This window comes from Inquilinus sp. Marseille-Q2685 (assembly GCF_916619195.1).
Taxonomy (GTDB): Bacteria; Pseudomonadota; Alphaproteobacteria; order DSM-16000; family Inquilinaceae; genus Inquilinus.
The window spans coordinates 1-15,851 of the sequence record NZ_CAKAKL010000012.1 but is presented as its reverse complement, the minus strand read 5'-3'; the positions used below and the strand labels follow the sequence as shown (position 1 = coordinate 15,851).

Sequence of the window (15,851 nt, the reverse complement as noted above, 5' to 3'; positions counted from 1 at the left end):
CCTGGGGCGCGAATGCGGTCGAATGGTTCATCGTGTGGCCGCCGAGGAGCCGCGGCGACCGCGGCCGAAGATCTGCAGCAGGCCCATGCAGGCCCAGGTGACGGCGAAGGCGATGATCGCCAGCGCCGCCGGCTCATAGGCGCGGTTGGCGCCGACCAGCTGCAGATAGGGGCCGAAGGCCGGCCGGTTCAGCAGGCTGGCGAAGGTGAATTCGCCGATGACGATGGCGAAGGTCAGGAAGGCGCCGCTCAGCACCGCGGCGCGGACATTCGGCAGGATCACCCGGAACAGGATCCGGGCCCGGCCGGCGCCCAGGCTCTCGGCCGCCTCGGTCAGGGTGCGGACGTCGATCGCCCCGAGGCCGGTGTCGACCGCCCGGTACATGTAGGGCAGCGCCAGGGTGACGTAGCCGAAGGTCAGCAGCAGGTCGGTGCCGCGCTCGCTGCCCAGGAGCGGCAGGATCGAGGAGGTGTTGAACAGCTGGATGTAGCCGAACACCAGCACGATCGCCGGGATCACGAGAGGCAGCAGGGTGATGAACTCGATCACCGGCCGCAGCCGCGGCAGGCGCAGCCGCACCCAGTAGGCGGTCGGCACCACCAGCAGCACCCCCACCACGATGGTCGCCATCGCCAGCACGCAGGAATAGAGGAAGCTGGCCTGGAAGCCGGGGTCGGCCAGCACGATGCGGTAGGCGTCGAGGCTGTATTCGCCGCGCCGCATGCGCAGCGAGAACTCCAGCGTGCCGATCAGCGGCACCAGGAAGTACAGGCTGCCGATGACGAGCGCGATCCAGGCGCCGATGCGGTTCTGCTTCATCGCAGCCACCGTTCGCTGCGGGCGCGCAGGATCATGTAGAGGCCGTTGGACAGGCCGGTGATCAGGATCATGCCGAGCGCCAGGGCGTAGCCCAGATTGGGGTTGTGCAGCACGTCGCCGCGGATCTGGGCGTAGAGCAGGATCGGCACGATGTTCAGCGAGCTGCCGGTCAGCGCATAGGCGGTGGCGATGGCGCCGAAGGCGTTGGCGAACAGCAGCAGCGTGGTGCCGACGATGCTGGGCCACAGGATCGGCAGCGCCACCATGCGCCAGTACTGCGCGGTGGAGGCGCCGAGGATGGCCGAGGCCTCGCGCCACTCCTTCTTCAGCCCGTCCAGCGCCGGCGCCAGGATCAGCACCATCAGCGGGATCTGGAAGTAGAGATAGGTGAGGGTCAGGCCCCAGAAGCTCAGCAGGTTGAAGCCGGTCTGGTACAGCCGGAAGCCCAGCACGGGGGCGACGAGGGTGTCGAACAGGATCGTCACCAGGCCGAGCCGGCCGAGGGTGGCGATGAAGGCGAAGGCCAGCGGCACGCCGGCGAAGTTCGAGGCGACGCCGCAGAAGGTCATCAGCGTCGGCCGGATCCAGCCCGGCAGCCCGCCCATCACTGCGGCATAGGCCAGGAAGAAGCCGATCAGGGCGCCGAGCAGGGCGGAGGCGAGGCTGATCCGGATCGAGATCCAGTAGGCGTCGAGGATCGACTGCTGGAACAGGTTGGCGATGTTGTCGAGCGTGAACGACCCGTCCGGCGTCTGGAAGCTGCCGACCAGCAGGTAGCCGGTGGGCAGCACCAGGAACAGGAGGGCGAACAGGAAGAACGGCGCCACCCCCAGCCAGGCCCAGTTGATCCTGGACGGGCTGGCCGGCGCGGCGAGGGGGGCTGCGATCGAGGCCTGGGTCATCGGCGCCTGCTGACGGAAACCTGCCGCGGGAACGGAAGACGCGAGAGGCCGCGCCATCCCCCGGCCGCAGCGTAGGGCAGGGGGCGGTGCGGCCTCAAGCGCGACACTTCGCGTTACTTGACGTTGGCGCCGACCACGGAATCCCACTGCTTGGTGATGATCTCCTTGGCCTTGTTCTGGTCGTCGAGGCTCGGGAAGATCGCGGCGGCATAGGCCTCGGCCGGCGGCAGGGCCTTCAGCAGGTCCTCGGGGATCTTCTTGGTGTCGGCCAGGTTCTGGAACCGGATCGGGTGGCAGTAGCCCTTCAGGTAGCCGAGCTGGCCCTCATCCGAATACAGGTGCTCCATCCACAGCTTGGCGGCGTTCGGGTGCGGCGCGAAGGCGCTGATCGCCTGGACATAGACGCCGGCGACGACGCCGGTCTTCGGCACCACCACCTCGACCTCCGGGTTGCCCTTCAGCGTGTCGCGGTCGCCGAGGGCGTTGTAGTCCCAGCGGATCACGATCGGGGTGGCGCCCTGGGCCAGCGAGGCGGCCTTGCCGATGGTCGGCACGAAGTTGCCCGCCTTGTTCAGCTCGCCGAAGAACTTCAGCCCGGCCTCGGCGGCCTTGGCGGCGTCCTTCTCGGTCGACAGGCCGGCGGCCAGCACGGCCAGGATCGCCTGGTTGGAGGTGCGCGGGTCGCCGGCCAGGGCGACGGAGTTGGCGTAGTCGGAGGCCAGCAGGTCCTTCCAGTCGGCCGGGATCTTGCTGACGATGTCCTTGTTCACCTCGAAGGCCAGCACGCCGTAATAGTCGCCGTACCAGTAGCCCTCCGGGTCCTTGGCGCTGTCCGGGATGGTGTCCCAGGTCGACACCTTGTAGGGCGCGATCAGGCCTTCGGCCTTGGCCGACGGGCCGAAGGACAGGCCGACGTCGATCACGTCGGGGGCTTGGGGGCCGCGATTCCCCTTGTTCGCCTTGATCGCCTCGATCTCGTCGCCTGAGCCGGCGTCGGGGTTCAGCTCGTTCACCTTCAGGCCGTACTTGGCCTTGAAGCTCTCGATGATGCCGCCGTAGCCGCACCAGTCATGGGGCAGGGCGATGGTGGTCAGCTCGCCCTCCGCCTTCGCCGCGGCGATCAGCTCGGCCGACGGCTCGGCCCGGGCGGCGGAGGCGGCGAGCGCCAGGGCCGAGATCGACAGCACGGATGTCCACGTCGCCTTCATGTCACAACCCCCGATGTTCATCTGTCTGTTTGGCGGATTTTAGCAAAATCCCCGAATCCGAAGTCGAGCGCACGGTCAAATCCGGGCTCCGGCGCGGATGCGGCGGGACTGTGTTGCGCTGCGCAATCCTTGTCAAGGAGAGAGCCGATGAAATGTCGGGAAATCGGCCCGGCTTGGCCGAAATACAGTTCGATAGCCCTGCCATGACATGGCGGCTGCCACACTATTGTATCCTGACTGTAATAATAACGTCATGAAACCATGACGCCGTCAACGACTCCCTGCACGGGCCTGTGTCCGGCCTTGAGGGAAGAGTGACTCAGCGGGAAGCCGCAATCTGTTCCGGCTGCGGCATGATCCGTCGCGCTTCGGCCGAAGCGGGTCGGGGCCGGGCTTTCGCCGCCCGGCGCCGCTGGCTATGGTGCGGCCTCCGATTCACTCAAGCGAGCGGGAACCGACCCATGGCAGGAAGCATCGAGGCGCGGCTGCAGGAGAAGGGGATCACCCTCCCGAACGTCGCGGCGCCGGCGGCGAACTACGTGCCCTCCGTGATCTCGGGCAACATGCTCTACATCTCCGGCCAGGTGCCCTTCGTCGACGGCAAGATCAGCCACACCGGCAAGCTCGGCGCCGAGTTCACGGTCGAGGAAGGCTACGCCTGCGCCCGGATCTGCGCCATCAACATCCTGGCGGCGGCCAAGGCGGCGCTGGGCGGCGACCTCGACCGCGTCGCGCGGGTGGTGAAGCTGGGCGGCTTCGTCAACTCGACGCCGGACTTCACCGACCAGCCGAAGGTGGTCAACGGCGCGTCGGACCTGATGGCCGAGGCCTTCGGCGAGGCCGGCAAGCACGCCCGCGCCGCGGTCGGCGTCGCCCAGCTGCCGCTCGGCTGCGCGGTCGAGGTCGAGGCGGTGTTCGAGATCAAGTAAGGCGCCTGTCCGGCAGCAGGGGCGATGGCCGAGCGCATCATCGAGAGCCCGGACAATCCGCGCGCCAAGCTGTGGGCGTCGCTGCTGGAGAGCCGCGGGCTGCGCAAGCACCGCCGCTTCCTGCTGGCCGGGCGCAAGACCGTGGGCGAGGCACTGGCGCAGCACCCCGACCGGTTCGAATCGCTGCTGCTGCCGCCCGGCGCCGAGGACCTGCCGGCGCCGCCCGGGCTGGAGCGCATCCGGCTCGGCCGGGCGCTGTTCGACCGGCTCGACGTGTCCGGCACCGGCCTGCCGATCCTGGTCGGGCTGGTGCCGGAGATGCCGGCGATCGACCTGACGCGGCCGCCGGAGGGGCTGGAGCTGGTCTGCGCCCTCGGCGACCCGAGCAATCTCGGCGCCCTGCTGCGCAGCGCCGCCGCCTTCACCGTCTCGCGGGTGATCCTGCTGGCCGACGCGGCGCATCCCTTCCACCCGAAATGCCTGCGCGCGGCGTCGAACGCGCAGTTCGCGCTGGAGCTGCGGCGCGGCCCGGCCTGGTCCGGCCTAGCCGGGGCGGCGGGGCCGCTGCTGGCGCTGGACGGGCAGGGCGAGGACCTGTCGGGCTTCGCCTGGCCGCGCGACCTGCGGCTGGTGCTGGGCGAGGAGGGGCTGGGTTTGCCGCCGGGGCTGGATGTGCAGCGCCTGGCGATCCCGACCAGCGGCGCGGTCGAATCGCTCAACGCCACCGTCGCCGCCAGCCTGGCGCTGTACGGGCACTATGTGGCGATGCGCACGGTGACTTGAGGAGAGGCCTGCGCCACCCCCTCACCCGAAATCGCTGCGCGATTTCGACCTCTCCCCAAGGAGAGGTGAAGGAAGCGCTGCTCCGAAATCCCCTCTCCTCGGGGAGAGGGAGGGGCCCGGCCCGCTTGGGCCGGGAGGGTGAGGGGGAGAGCTGCCGTCGAAGCCTCAGGCCGCCGTCGCCGCCATCTCGTACCGCACCGGCATTCCGTCGGCGCGGCCGATCATGCCGCGGGCGTTGGCCAGGGCGCCGGGCACCAGCTCGAGGCCCAGCAGCCGGTCGTAGTCGACCGGCCCCGGCAGCATCAGGCCGAGGGTCAGGTCGCGGCGGAAGCCGAAGCGGCGGTAATACGGCTCGTCGCCGACCAGGATCACGCTCTGGTAGCCGAAGGCCGCCGCGCGCGACAGGCCGGCCCGCATCAGCCGCGAGCCGATGCCGGTCGAGCGCTGCCCCTCGGTCACCGCGAGCGGGCCCAGCAGGATGGTCTCGCCGACGCCGCCGACCTGGATCGGCCAGAAGCGCAGCGTGCCGACGAGGTCGCCGTCCTCGAGCGCGACCAAGCCGAGCTCGTTGATCGGCCGCACCCCGTCGCGCAGCCGGTAGACGGTCTTGCCGAAGCGCCCCTCGCCGAAGCAATCGGCAACGAGATCCTCGATGGCGGCCGCGTGGCGCGGCCGCTCCCGCATGATGTCCATGACCCGAATCCCCACCCGTATGAGGTTCAGATGTAATAGGCCTTGAGGGGGGCGAAGCCGTTGAAGGCGACCGCCGAATAGGTCGTCGTGTAGGCGCCGGTGCCGTGGATCAGCACCTTGTCGCCGATCGCGAGCGAAACCGGCATCGGGTAGGGCGTCTTCTCGTACAGCACGTCGGCGCTGTCGCAGGTCGGGCCGGCCAGGATCGCCGGCTCGGCCGCGTCGCCGTCATGCACCGTGCTGATCGGGTAGCGGATCGCCTCGTCCATCGTCTCGGCCAGGCCGCCGAACTTGCCGATGTCGAGATACACCCAGCGGGTGTTGTCGTTCGCCGACTTGTTCGAGATCAGCACCACCTCGGTCTGGATCACCCCGGCATTGCCGACCATGCCGCGGCCCGGCTCGATGATGGTCTCGGGCAGGCGGTTGCCGAAATGCTGGCGCAGGCTGGCGTCGATGGCGCGGCCATAGGCCTCCGGCGTCGACACCTCCTTGAGGTACCTGGTCGGGAAGCCGCCGCCGAGATTGACCATCTTCAGCTCGATGCCCTTGGCCGCCAGGTCGCGGAAGATCGACGCGGCCGACTCCAGCGCCTGGTCCCAGGCGCCGGTGTCGCGCTGCTGCGATCCGACATGGAACGACACGCCGTAGGCGTCGAGGCCGAGGCCCGGCGCCATCGCCAGCAGCTCGCGCGCCATGCTCGGCTCGCAGCCGAACTTGCGCGACAGCGGCCACTCGGCGCCCTCGCCCGAGGTCAGGATGCGGCAGAACACGCGGCTGCCCGGCGCGACCTCGGCGATCTTGCGCAGCTCCGCCTCGCTGTCGAAGGCGAAGAGGCGCACGCCGAGCGCATAGGCGGTGGCGATGTCGACCCGCTTCTTGATGGTGTTGCCGAAGGAGATGCGGTCCGCGGTGGCGCCGGCGGCCAGGGCGTCGCGGATCTCCACGACGCTGGCGGTGTCGAAGCACGAGCCCAGCGAGGCCAGCAGCGACAGGATCTCCGGCGCCGGGTTGGCCTTCACCGCGTAGAAGATGCGGCTGTCGGGCATGGCGGCGGCCAGCGCCTGGTAGTTGCCGGCCACGACGTCGAGGTCCAGCACGAGGCACGGCGTCTCGGGACGTCGCTCTTCCAGGAAGGAGGCAATCTTGGTGTTCATGGGGACTGATCCCTCACGGCAAGCCAGTTCAAACCCAACCGTTGCCTGAGGCGCCCCGCCTCTGCTCACCGGCGACGAAACCCGGCGGCACATGCGTTCCGGATCGCAGAGACGGGATCACGGGACGACGCCAAGGGCGCCACCCGGTCAAACCGTCCAGACAATCACGGAAGAGGAACCCTCTCCGCACCTGCAACCGAAAAACTTCTCTTCAACCCAGCCGGCCGAAGCCGGACAGACCGAGGAGACGCGTGACGTCGTTGCTGTGCCCACCTTGGGTCGGTGTTGGTTCGACCGGGTGGGCCGGGGCACGTGCGAATACGTTCCGAGGGGTCAAATACGGTCGGTGCCCCCCTGATGCAAGTGAAATTTTGTTGTTGGAGAATTTACCCCGTCACCGTGACGCAACAGCCTCAGCCGATTCCTGAATTCCGCCTTATTCCGGCTTGATATTACGGGATTCTCGCGAGATAAGCTTGCTATTATGACGACCCGCTCCTCCGGCAGACCAGCCTTGCGCGCCAGTGGTGGCCGCACCCGGACGAGCACGTCCGCCGGCAAGTCCCCGCCGCGCCGCCCCAAATCGACGTCGAGATCGACTCAACGAGCCCGCAAGTCCTCCGGCCGCCGGCACTGGCTGTGGGGCGTCGCGAAATGGGGCGCGGTGCTGTCGATCTGGGGCGTGATCGCGCTCGGCGTCGTCGTCGCCTATTTCGCCTACGACCTGCCCGACATCCGCCAGGTGGCGATGCCGGAGCGGCGCACGGCCATCACCGTGGTGGCGGCCGATGGCGGCCAGATCGCCCGCTACGGCGACATGACCGGCGACATGGTCCAGGCCTCGGCCCTGCCGAAGCATCTGACCGAGGCGGTTCTGGCGATCGAGGACCGCCGCTTCTACAGCCATTACGGCATCGACCCGATCGGCGTGGCCCGGGCGCTGTGGGTGAACTGGCAGGCCGGCCGGGCGGTGCAGGGCGGCTCCACCATCACCCAGCAGGCCGCCAAGAACCTGTTCCTGACGCCGGAGCGCACGGTCCGCCGCAAGATCCAGGAGGCGATCCTGGCGGTGTGGCTGGAGATGAACTTCTCCAAGGACCAGATCCTGACCGCCTATCTCAACCGGGTCTATTTCGGCTCCGGCACCTACGGCATCGACGCCGCGGCCCGCGCCTATTTCGGCGTGCCGGCGACGGAGGTGAACCTGGAGCAGTCGGCGATGCTGGCCGGCCTCCTGAAGGCGCCGTCGCGCTACGCGCCGGACCGCAACCCCGAGGCGGCGCGGCAGCGCGCCGACGTGGTGATGTCGGCCATGGTCGATGCCGGCTTCATCACCGAGAAGGAGCGGGCGGCCGCCGACGACCAGCCGCCGGTGCCGCCGCGCCGGCCGGGCGGCGGCTCGGGCAGCCGCTACTTCGCCGACTGGATCGCCGACCAGGTGCCGGATTTCGTCAACACCGCCGCCCCGGCGCTCCGGGTCGAGACCACGCTGGTGCCGTCGCTGCAGCGGGCGGCGGAAAGCATCGTCGATTCCCGCATGGCGGAGGATGGCGGCAAGGTCGGCGCCAGCCAGGCGGCGCTGGTGGCAATGCGGCCGGACGGCGCGGTGGTCGCCATGGTCGGCGGCCGCGGCTACAGCCAGAGCCAGTTCAACCGCGCGGTCACGGCGCAGCGCCAGCCCGGCTCCTCCTTCAAGATGTTCGCCTATCTGGCGGCGGTGGAGCAGGGGCTGACGCCGGACAGCCTGGTGCTGGACGCGCCGATCACGATCAAGAACTGGTCGCCCGGCAACTATGACGGCAAGTTCCACGGCGAGGTGACGGCGCGCGAGGCGCTGGCCAAGTCCTACAACACCGCCGCGGTGCGCATGCTGCAGCGCGCCGGCATCAACCGGACGATCGAGCTGGCCCGCCGCCTCGGCATCAACTCGCCGCTGCGGCCGGAGCTGTCGCTGGCGCTGGGCACCAGCGAGGTCAACCTGCTGGAGCTGACATCGGCCTATGCCGCGCTGGCCAACCAGGGCAACGGCGTCTGGCCCTACGGCGTGGAGCGCATCGGCCCGCCGGGCGAGGCCGCGCTCTACACCCGCTTCGGCGGCGGCCCGGGCGAGGCGGTGCTGCCCTGGCATGTCGAGGCGATCAACCGGATGCTGGGCGCCACCATGACCATCGGCACCGGCCGCAGCGCCCGGCTGGACCGGCCCTCGGCGGGCAAGAGCGGCACGAGTCAAGGATACCGCGACGCCTGGTTCATCGGCTTCACCGCCGACTACGTGGTCGGCGTCTGGGTCGGCAACGACGACGGCACGCCGATGGACAAGGTGACCGGCGGCAGCCTGCCGGCGAAGATCTGGCACGACTTCATGGTCGAGGCCGAGCGCGGCAAGCCGGCCAGGCCGCTGCTGGGCGTCGACGACTCGCTGCCCGCCGCGGTCGCCACGGCGGGACCGGGCGGCGGGGCCCCCGCCCCGGCCGCGATCGCCCCGACCGCCGCGACCCCGGGCGCGCCGAGGGTGCTGGTGCCGCCGACGGCCACCATCCCGACGGTGCAGCCGGCGAAGCAGGAGCTGGACCAGGGCGGCCTCGAAGGCCTGATCGGCAGCCTGGGGAACGGGTGAGGCGGCCTTCGTCTCTGACGGCTGCCGGTTCCTGGCGCACGATTGGCGGCACTCTTCGCTTCCCTGAAGCGGACATTTCCGGCGCACCGATATTGCCTGAAAGCGGACGGGGCCGCTTTCCTTCGGATCGTGTCAGATCCCCTTGTCGGCAACCGAGGCAACGTCCCCTTCCGGGCGCCCGTCATCCGGCTTGGCGGCAGGGAAAAGCGGAAAGCAGACATTGACTGGCCTTAGCATCCCGGCGACGTAAGAGTATGGAAGAGCGGCTCTTCGTGTTTCTTGCACAGGGTGTGGCTGACAGACCGGCCGGGTATCGGAATTTTAATTCGTCGGAATTTCGGTGACAGTGCACTTAATGATCGATGCCGGTACGGGGTGGCTCTGATGGGTCACTCGGGATTCCTGCACCGTCACCGAATTTCAGAATTCGTGCACTGTCACCGAATTTGAGGCACGGTGACTTGCCGCCAATTTGATGGATCGGCTCGCTTAAGGACGGGCCCAACGAGGATTGCCTGCCGACAAGAGCGACCTATTCTGCCGGCGCCATGACGACACGAATCCCGACCTCCGTCCTGCTGGACGGCCTGCTGCGCGGCGCCGACACCGAGCGCGTGACCCTGGGTTGGCTGGTGGACAGCCTGGGCGAGCGCTCCTTCGGGTGCAGGCCGGAATTACGGTGACAGTGCACTTCAGCCGGCTGCCCGGGACGGGGCGTCGGCGGGGCGGCGGCGCGCATGCCCCCTGATAGCGGTCGGGGCGAAGCCGAACCGCTCGCGGAAGCGGATGGCGAAGCGGGAGGGGACTCGTAGCCGACCTCCAGGGCGATGCGGGTGACGGCCTGATCGGTGGCCTGCAGCAGGAGCATGGCGGCGGACATGCGCACGTCGGCGAGGAGGTCGCCGAAGCTGGTTCCTTCCGCCGCCAGGCGCCGGCGCAGGGTCGCCTCGCTGAGGGCGAGACGGCTGGCGACTGCGGCCGCCGTCCAGCGCTCGGCGAGTGCGTTCTCGAACAGCCGGCGCACCTTCGTCGACAGGGCGGGGCTTTCCGCGGCCGAGTAGCGGACGCCGCGCTGGGCCAGCCAGACGAGGATCTCGGCCAGCCTGTGCTTCGCGACGGGATCGGGGATCTGCCGCAGGTCGAAGATGGCTTCGAGCGCGCGGTCGAAGGCGGAGGCGAACGGGGCCTCGAGCCGGCCCAGCACCGCCGCCCCGGCCAGGGCAGGCCCCTCCGCCGCCCCCTGCTCGAACCGCGCGATCAGGGCGGGGTCCCAGACCAGCCATCGCGCCTCGTAGAGGCCGTCGCCGGACAGGCGGTTGCTCACGTCGGAGGGCTCGCCGCCGGCGATGGCGACAGCCTCACCGCCCCTCAGGGACCATTCGCCGCTCGCGGAGTGGAGCGTCTTCGTCCCGTGGCGCAGGACGATGAGGGTCGGCCGGTCGATGACGAGACGGCTGAACCGCAAGGCCGCGCGCTGGACGACGCTCGCGGTGACGCCGACGCCGGAGCGGGCGGCGAGGGCCTTGCGCTGGCCGTCCGGCGGCGAGGCCATGGTCGCGGCCCGGCTCATCCGGCGAGCGGCAGATCGGGCTCGGCCTTGCGCATGGCGCGCCGATAGGCCGGCCGGGCGGCGATGCGCTCGATGTAGGCGCGGACGTGCGGATAGGGGCCGATGTCCCGGCGCGAGAACCGGCGCATGGTGGTCAGGGGGAACAGGGTCATGATGTCCGCCGCGGTGAAGGCGCCTCCGGCCAGGAAGGGCGCCGCGCCGAGCCGCGCCTCGAGGAGATCATAGGCGCGGTCGAGCCGCGCGCGGAGCCCAGCCATCATCTCGTCCTCGCCGCCGACCCGGCGGGCAAGGGAGTCGATCAGGGCCGCCGGCATCAGCGAGCCGTTGGCGAAGTGGAACCAGAAGAGGAAGTCGGCATAGCCGGGCGAACCGGGCCGGAGGATGAGGCGGCCCGTTCCGTAAGTCTGGCCGACGTATTCGACGATGGCGGCGGATTCGCCCAGCACCAGGCCGCCGTCGCTGATCACCGGGGCGGTCCCGAACGGCGTCAGCGCCCGGTATTCGGGAGGGGCCAGGCGGGTCTTGGGATCGCGTTCGTAGCGCTTGAGCTCGTAGGGGACGCCGAGTTCCTCGCACAACCACACGATGCGTTCGGACTGCGAGGTCCCGAGGTGATGAACGACGAGCATGATGTCCGGCCCTCCGTGGCGTCTGGTCTGCTCAAGGATAGGGGCTTCGCGGCGCGCACTCCGTGCCGAGCCGATCGATTTCGGCGCCGATCCGCTCATCTGCGCCGCAATGTCGACGTCATGCGGACGGGCGGCGTTGCTGGGCGGGAAGGATGCTGCGGCCTGCGCGGAGGCCGTTCGGAGAGGGATCAGCAGACGTGACCGCCTTCGGCTCTCTGCGGCCTCTCGACAAGACCCTGAATTGTCCGCTCCATAACCCTGAGCGGCCACCGCTCCGGCTCTCCCGCTTGGACATCGGTTCTCCTTCTCGGAGAACTGTCCCTATTTTTCCTGTCTCACCGGAGGGGTCCACTCCAGACGCTGTCAGCCGAACAAATTCATGCACTGTCACCGAATTCCGGCCTACATCTTCCGCCTTAGAGGCTGGGCCTCCGAACCGTCTTTCGGATGTCGGGGGCGGATCAAGGACCGGTGGAATGCAGCCGAAGGGTCCTGTTGATGGCGGTGGTACGAGGTGACAGCTTCTTTGCACCGTCCCACTGCTATGCGAGTGCGCGATGGATAAACACCTTGAAGCATGCGGCCAGGATGCCGAGGCTCGGAGCCGACGGGACTTCTTGTCGAAGTGCGGTCGGTTTGCGGTCATCACGCCGCCGGCGATGACGTTGCTGCTGTCAACCAGCCTGACCTCCGAGGCGGTCGCGAAATCGGGCGGCAAAAAGGGCGACCCGCCTGGTTGGAGCCGCCCCAAGAATCCACATTGATCGGCGCCTGAGGACGAGACGTTCCTCGCCGCGCGCCGCTGCGCCCGGCAGGCATTGACTGCCGGACTGGGCCGGCCCGGCAGCCGGCCCGTTTCTTTGTGAAGCCGTCGAAGCCCCGGCCGGCAGCCAACCGGCCGAGGTTGCGGTCCAGTGGCTCCAGGAACCAACAGGAGGCTGCCCTGATCGAGTGCTGCGGCTCAGGGCGCTGCAAGGTTGGAATGTCCAGGCGATCGACGGGCACAGAATTGGGTGACAGTCCACTGAATCGGTGTCCGTGGAGTCAGGCCGTCACCGGACCCGAAATTGATGCACTGTCACCGAATTTCCTTTTGAAGCGCGGCCTATTCGTCCGCTCGTCGCCCTTCTCGGGGAATGAATTACGGTGACAGAATTACGGTGACAGTGCACTTTTAGCGGGCCTCCGCCCGCGTCTGGCCGGAGCGAGAGGCCGGCCGCTCTCGCGTTCGAGCCGGTCGAGGAAGTCGCGGCTGCCGACCGGCCGGCCGATCCGCTCGGCCCGACGCAGCCGGGTCGACGCCGCATCGTCCTCACCGGCGGCCAGGACCGCGGCGAAGTCGGGATAGCGCGACAGCACCGGCTCCACCGCGGTCAGGCCGTCCGCCGGGATCCGGCCCAGATGGACCGGCGCGCTGGACCAGGGCCAGTCCGCCGCCCGCTGCACCAGCCCGGCCCGCACCGGATTGAGCGCGACGTAGCGCAGCGCCGCCCCGAGATGCTCCTCGTCCATCGCGACGCAGCCGAAGCGCCCCTGCCAGAAATGGCCGCTGCGCCCGAGCCGGAGATGGATGTGGCCGGCATAGTACCGGTGCACCGGCGCCAGCGCCCGGCGGAGGCCGTCCGGATCGCCTGGCACCAGGACCAGATGGACATGGTTCGGCATCAGCACCCAGGACCAGACCTCGACCTCCGCCGCCGCGCAGTGGGTGGCGAGCAGGTCGCGGTAGAGCGCGTAATCCGCGTCGCAGAAGAAGGTCTGCGCCCGCCCGTTGCCGCGCTGGGTGACGTGGTGGGGAAGCCCCGGAAACACCGCCCGCGCCAACCGAGCCATATACCCCTCCGTGCGAAGGCCATCTCAGCCATGCACAGCATCGCACCAATTTGTGCACTGTCACCGAATATTGTCGAAATTTGTGCACTGTCACCGAATTAAGAATTAAAGGTTGCACCGTCACCGGATCGCCGCGCTCGATTGCACATTCAGGATGAAGTCGCGCATCAGCGCCGCGCATTCCCGATGATGCGTCTCGAGCAGGAGATGCGCCGCGTCGTAGATATGCATGTCCAGCCGGTCGAGTTCGCGGGCATAGGCGAGCACCTCTTCGATCTCGAAATACGGGTCGTGCCGGCCCCAGAGCAGGAGCGCAGGCGGCTGGTGATCGCGGTGATAGGCCGCGATGTCGGGGAACCGGGCGACATAGGCCCCGTAATCGGCGAAGATGCGGAACTGTATCTCGACAAGCCCGGGCCGGCTCATCCGCTCCCAGTCGAGGTGCCAGCCATCGGGCGCGAAAAGCGGCTTCAGCCGATCGGGGATGTCGCCGACATAGGTATGCCGCACTCCCCTGAAGTTCAGCCATTCGGGAAGCTTCGCGCGGTTCTCGGGGGTGGGATCGGCCCAGTAGGCCTTGTTCCCGTCCCAATCCGGGCCAAGGCCCTCCTCATGGGCATTGCCGTTCTGGATGATCAGCCCCATCACCCGGTCGGGGCTTGCCAGCGCCAGGGCGTAGGCGACGGGCGCCCCGAAATCGTGGACGTACAGGAAGAACCGCTCCAGCCCGATCTCCCGCGTCAAGGCGTCGATCGTCCGTGCCATGGCCTCGAACGTATAGGGATAGTCGTCCGGCGCTTCGGTGAAGCCGAAGCCGGGCAGATCGGGCGCGACGACGCGTGTCACCTCGGCCAGCGGGCCCATCACGTCGCGGAAGCTGTAGGACGAGCTGGGCTGGCCGTGCAGAAGCAGCACGCCGCACGCCTCGTGCCGCCCCGCCTCGCGATAGAACAGGTGCACCCCGTCGACCTCGATCATGCGATGCCTGGTCTTGTGGACGTTCAGCATAGATGCCTCCCTTGATCGGCCGGTCCGGCCCGCGAATGGCGCCCTGTGCTGCAGGTGCCGCTCTCCGCGCTGTCCCGATGCGTCGAAACCGGATATCCATGCGATAGCGGTTAGCAGCATTTAACCGGATAACGCCACTTTAACGGTTGAGTTCCATGCCGGACGACGCGGACACAGTGTGGCTGCCCGAGCATTTCATCGGCGGGCATGCCGCGCTCGATCTCGCAAATGCCGTTTTCGACAGGCGAATTCCCGCGCGGGACAACGAGCTTCTGAAATCGGCCAGGGACGTCGGGAACTGGTTCCGCGCATCGGGCCTTGCCGACGACAGCCAGGCGCAAGCGGTCGCCGGCATCGCCGACGCCGGGTTCGTAGAGCGGGTCCGGGAGATCAGGGAGGCGTCGTACTCCATCTTCGAGGCGCGCGTCGCCGCCGGAGCGCCTCCGGCGGAGGCGCTCGGCCTGCTGTTCCTGCGCGCCGCGAACGGGCTCTCGACCGGACCGCTCGAGCTGCGCGGGACAAGGCTGGAACCGGGCTCCGTCCGGTGGCGCGACCCGGAGGCCGTCGCCGCCTTCCTGGCCATGCTGTCGGTAGAGGCCTTCTTCACCCTGCCGGCCGAAAGGCTCCGGTCCTGCCCCCGCTGCGGCTGGCTCTTCGTCGATACGTCTCGCGGAGGAAAACGCCGCTGGTGCAGCATGCGGACATGCGGGAACCGCGAAAAGGCATCGCGCCACAATGCGCATGCCCATCGAAGCGACGGCGGCCGCATCAGGCGGTGACCGCAGCCTATGGATACGCACTTCCGGGGCTCGCCATGACGGTTCAGAGGCTGGGTCGCAGCTTTTGTTCTGCATTTGTTCTTGACACGATGCCGCGTCGCTCCGCATAATTCAGGCACAGTCGAAGAGTTGTGACCGCCCGCCCGGCCCCGCCGCGGCGGGCCTTTTCATGGGAGGCCGGAATGGAGGAGGACGTCGCCTGGGCCGTGGAGGTCCAGGCGGATGAGCGGCTGTTCGCCCAACGCTTCGTCCAGCACGGCAATGCCAGCCTCGCCGCCGCCGAGGTCGGCTATGCGGAGGCCAATGTCCGCGCCCGAGGCACCCGCCTGCTGGCCAGGGCCGAGATCCTGGTCGCCTGCTTCGAGGAGGTCGAGTTGCGGCGGCGCAAGGGAATCCCGCCAGTCCCCGCCGTCAGGCGCAAGCTGACCAGGGCGGCCGCGCGGGTCCTGAGCCGGGGCGCCGTCACCCGCCGCTCCATCGCTGCCACGCCCAGCCTGGAGCAGGCGTTCGGGGAATTCCGCCACCATCATGGGATCGATAGCTGGCGGTGGGGAGGAGGGGCCGCCCCCTCACCCTCCCAGGGCCGGGCGCGCTCCGAAGGCCCTCTCCTGGGGGAGAGGGAGGGGCCCGGCGGCGACGCCGGCGGGAGGGTGAGGGGGATCGCGCCGCCGGCGCCGATGCCCGTCCCGCCGCCGCTCAGGCTGCCGCGCAAGTTCAAGCGCCTGGCGAAACCGTCGCGCTACAAGGCGCTGCATGGCGGGCGCGGCTCGGGCAAGTCGCATGTCTTCGCCGAGCTTCTGGTGCGGCGCTGCTTCGAGACGCCGACCCGGGCGGTGTGCATCCGCGAGGTGCAGCGGTCGCTGGACCAGTCGGTCAAGCGGCTGCTGGAGGACAAGATCCAGGCGCTCGGCCTCGGCGCCGCCT

14 protein-coding genes are annotated in these 15,851 nt (G+C 68.9%); 5 read left to right on the top strand and 9 right to left on the bottom strand.

What is annotated here, in order from left to right:
* Positions 1-27: 27 nt before the first annotated feature.
* The 3 genes from LG391_RS31755 to LG391_RS31745 all read right to left on the bottom strand — a co-directional run bounded on the left by LG391_RS31755 (position 28) and on the right by LG391_RS31745 (position 2,929).
* Positions 28-819 carry an ABC transporter permease gene (locus LG391_RS31755; protein ID WP_225772670.1) on the bottom strand — a complete coding sequence of 264 codons (792 nt, stop codon included), beginning with the start codon at positions 817-819 and terminating at the stop codon, positions 28-30.
* The gene (locus LG391_RS31750) at positions 816-1,721 is read right to left on the bottom strand and encodes an ABC transporter permease subunit (RefSeq protein WP_225772668.1); all 906 of its coding nucleotides are present in this window, start codon (positions 1,719-1,721) and stop codon (positions 816-818) included. Before LG391_RS31750 ends, LG391_RS31755 begins: the two co-directional genes overlap by 4 nt.
* A 113-nt stretch (positions 1,722-1,834) precedes the next feature.
* On the bottom strand, positions 1,835-2,929 hold the full coding sequence (locus LG391_RS31745; RefSeq protein ID WP_225772666.1) for an ABC transporter substrate-binding protein: 1,095 nt from the start codon (positions 2,927-2,929) through the stop codon (positions 1,835-1,837).
* Positions 2,930-3,390: 461 nt separating this feature from the next.
* Here LG391_RS31745 and LG391_RS31740 point away from each other — a divergent pair, with 461 nt between their 5' ends.
* Together LG391_RS31740 and LG391_RS31735 are read left to right on the top strand one after the other, a co-directional pair.
* Complete coding sequence (locus tag LG391_RS31740; protein ID WP_225772665.1) at positions 3,391-3,858, top strand: RidA family protein; 468 nt, start codon at positions 3,391-3,393, stop codon at positions 3,856-3,858.
* Positions 3,859-3,882: 24 nt separating this feature from the next.
* Positions 3,883-4,641 (top strand): RNA methyltransferase, encoded by a 759-nt coding sequence (locus LG391_RS31735; RefSeq protein WP_225772663.1) that lies wholly within the window; start codon positions 3,883-3,885, stop codon positions 4,639-4,641.
* Between the two features lie 165 nt (positions 4,642-4,806).
* On the opposite strand, the gene LG391_RS31730 is transcribed toward LG391_RS31735, so the two are convergent.
* Together LG391_RS31730 and LG391_RS31725 are read right to left on the bottom strand one after the other, a co-directional pair.
* Complete coding sequence (locus LG391_RS31730) at positions 4,807-5,334, bottom strand: GNAT family N-acetyltransferase (RefSeq protein ID WP_225772660.1); 528 nt, start codon at positions 5,332-5,334, stop codon at positions 4,807-4,809.
* Between the two features lie 26 nt (positions 5,335-5,360).
* On the bottom strand, positions 5,361-6,491 hold the full coding sequence (locus tag LG391_RS31725) for a type III PLP-dependent enzyme (protein ID WP_225772658.1): 1,131 nt from the start codon (positions 6,489-6,491) through the stop codon (positions 5,361-5,363).
* Between the two features lie 664 nt (positions 6,492-7,155).
* Between LG391_RS31725 and LG391_RS31720 the strand changes: the two genes are divergently transcribed.
* Entirely contained in the window at positions 7,156-9,108 is a 1,953-nt protein-coding gene (locus tag LG391_RS31720) for a transglycosylase domain-containing protein (protein ID WP_225772656.1), read from the top strand.
* A gap of 532 nt (positions 9,109-9,640) precedes the next feature.
* Here LG391_RS31720 and LG391_RS31715 read toward each other — a convergent pair.
* The 4 genes from LG391_RS31715 to LG391_RS31700 all read right to left on the bottom strand — a co-directional run bounded on the left by LG391_RS31715 (position 9,641) and on the right by LG391_RS31700 (position 14,148).
* Positions 9,641-10,660, bottom strand: a complete 1,020-nt coding sequence (locus LG391_RS31715) for a helix-turn-helix transcriptional regulator (RefSeq protein WP_225772655.1) — start codon at positions 10,658-10,660, stop codon at positions 9,641-9,643.
* Positions 10,661-10,674: 14 nt separating this feature from the next.
* Positions 10,675-11,406, bottom strand: coding sequence for a glutathione S-transferase family protein (locus LG391_RS31710; RefSeq protein WP_225772653.1), 732 nt, complete (start codon positions 11,404-11,406; stop codon positions 10,675-10,677).
* A 1,056-nt stretch (positions 11,407-12,462) separates the two neighbouring features.
* Positions 12,463-13,140, bottom strand: a complete 678-nt coding sequence (locus LG391_RS31705) for a transposase (protein WP_225772651.1) — start codon at positions 13,138-13,140, stop codon at positions 12,463-12,465.
* Between the two features lie 120 nt (positions 13,141-13,260).
* Positions 13,261-14,148: an alpha/beta fold hydrolase gene (locus tag LG391_RS31700; RefSeq protein ID WP_225772650.1), complete on the bottom strand. Its 888-nt coding sequence runs from the start codon at positions 14,146-14,148 to the stop codon at positions 13,261-13,263.
* Between the two features lie 155 nt (positions 14,149-14,303).
* On the opposite strand from LG391_RS31700, the gene LG391_RS31695 reads away from it, so the two are divergent.
* The gene (locus tag LG391_RS31695; protein ID WP_225772648.1) at positions 14,304-14,927 is read left to right on the top strand and encodes a CGNR zinc finger domain-containing protein; all 624 of its coding nucleotides are present in this window, start codon (positions 14,304-14,306) and stop codon (positions 14,925-14,927) included.
* 182 nt (positions 14,928-15,109) lie between these two features.
* The coding region (locus LG391_RS31690) for a phage terminase large subunit (protein WP_225772646.1) at positions 15,110-15,851 on the top strand (742 nt) is incomplete at its 3' end.

Bases quoted from the DNA above. Each gene is read 5' to 3' on its own strand.
- LG391_RS31755 (WP_225772670.1), bottom strand. From the start codon at position 819: ATGAAGCAGAACCGCATCGGCGCCTGGATCGCGCTCGTCATCGGCAGC.
- LG391_RS31750 (WP_225772668.1), bottom strand. From the start codon at position 1,721: ATGACCCAGGCCTCGATCGCAGCCCCCCTCGCCGCGCCGGCCAGCCCG.
- LG391_RS31745 (WP_225772666.1), bottom strand. From the start codon at position 2,929: ATGAAGGCGACGTGGACATCCGTGCTGTCGATCTCGGCCCTGGCGCTC.
- LG391_RS31740 (WP_225772665.1), top strand. From the start codon at position 3,391: ATGGCAGGAAGCATCGAGGCGCGGCTGCAGGAGAAGGGGATCACCCTC.
- LG391_RS31735 (WP_225772663.1), top strand. From the start codon at position 3,883: ATGGCCGAGCGCATCATCGAGAGCCCGGACAATCCGCGCGCCAAGCTG.
- LG391_RS31730 (WP_225772660.1), bottom strand. From the start codon at position 5,334: ATGGACATCATGCGGGAGCGGCCGCGCCACGCGGCCGCCATCGAGGAT.
- LG391_RS31725 (WP_225772658.1), bottom strand. From the start codon at position 6,491: ATGAACACCAAGATTGCCTCCTTCCTGGAAGAGCGACGTCCCGAGACG.
- LG391_RS31715 (WP_225772655.1), bottom strand. From the start codon at position 10,660: ATGGCCTCGCCGCCGGACGGCCAGCGCAAGGCCCTCGCCGCCCGCTCC.
- LG391_RS31710 (WP_225772653.1), bottom strand. From the start codon at position 11,406: ATGAGCGGATCGGCGCCGAAATCGATCGGCTCGGCACGGAGTGCGCGC.
- LG391_RS31705 (WP_225772651.1), bottom strand. From the start codon at position 13,140: ATGGCTCGGTTGGCGCGGGCGGTGTTTCCGGGGCTTCCCCACCACGTC.
- LG391_RS31700 (WP_225772650.1), bottom strand. From the start codon at position 14,148: ATGCTGAACGTCCACAAGACCAGGCATCGCATGATCGAGGTCGACGGG.
- LG391_RS31695 (WP_225772648.1), top strand. From the start codon at position 14,304: ATGCCGGACGACGCGGACACAGTGTGGCTGCCCGAGCATTTCATCGGC.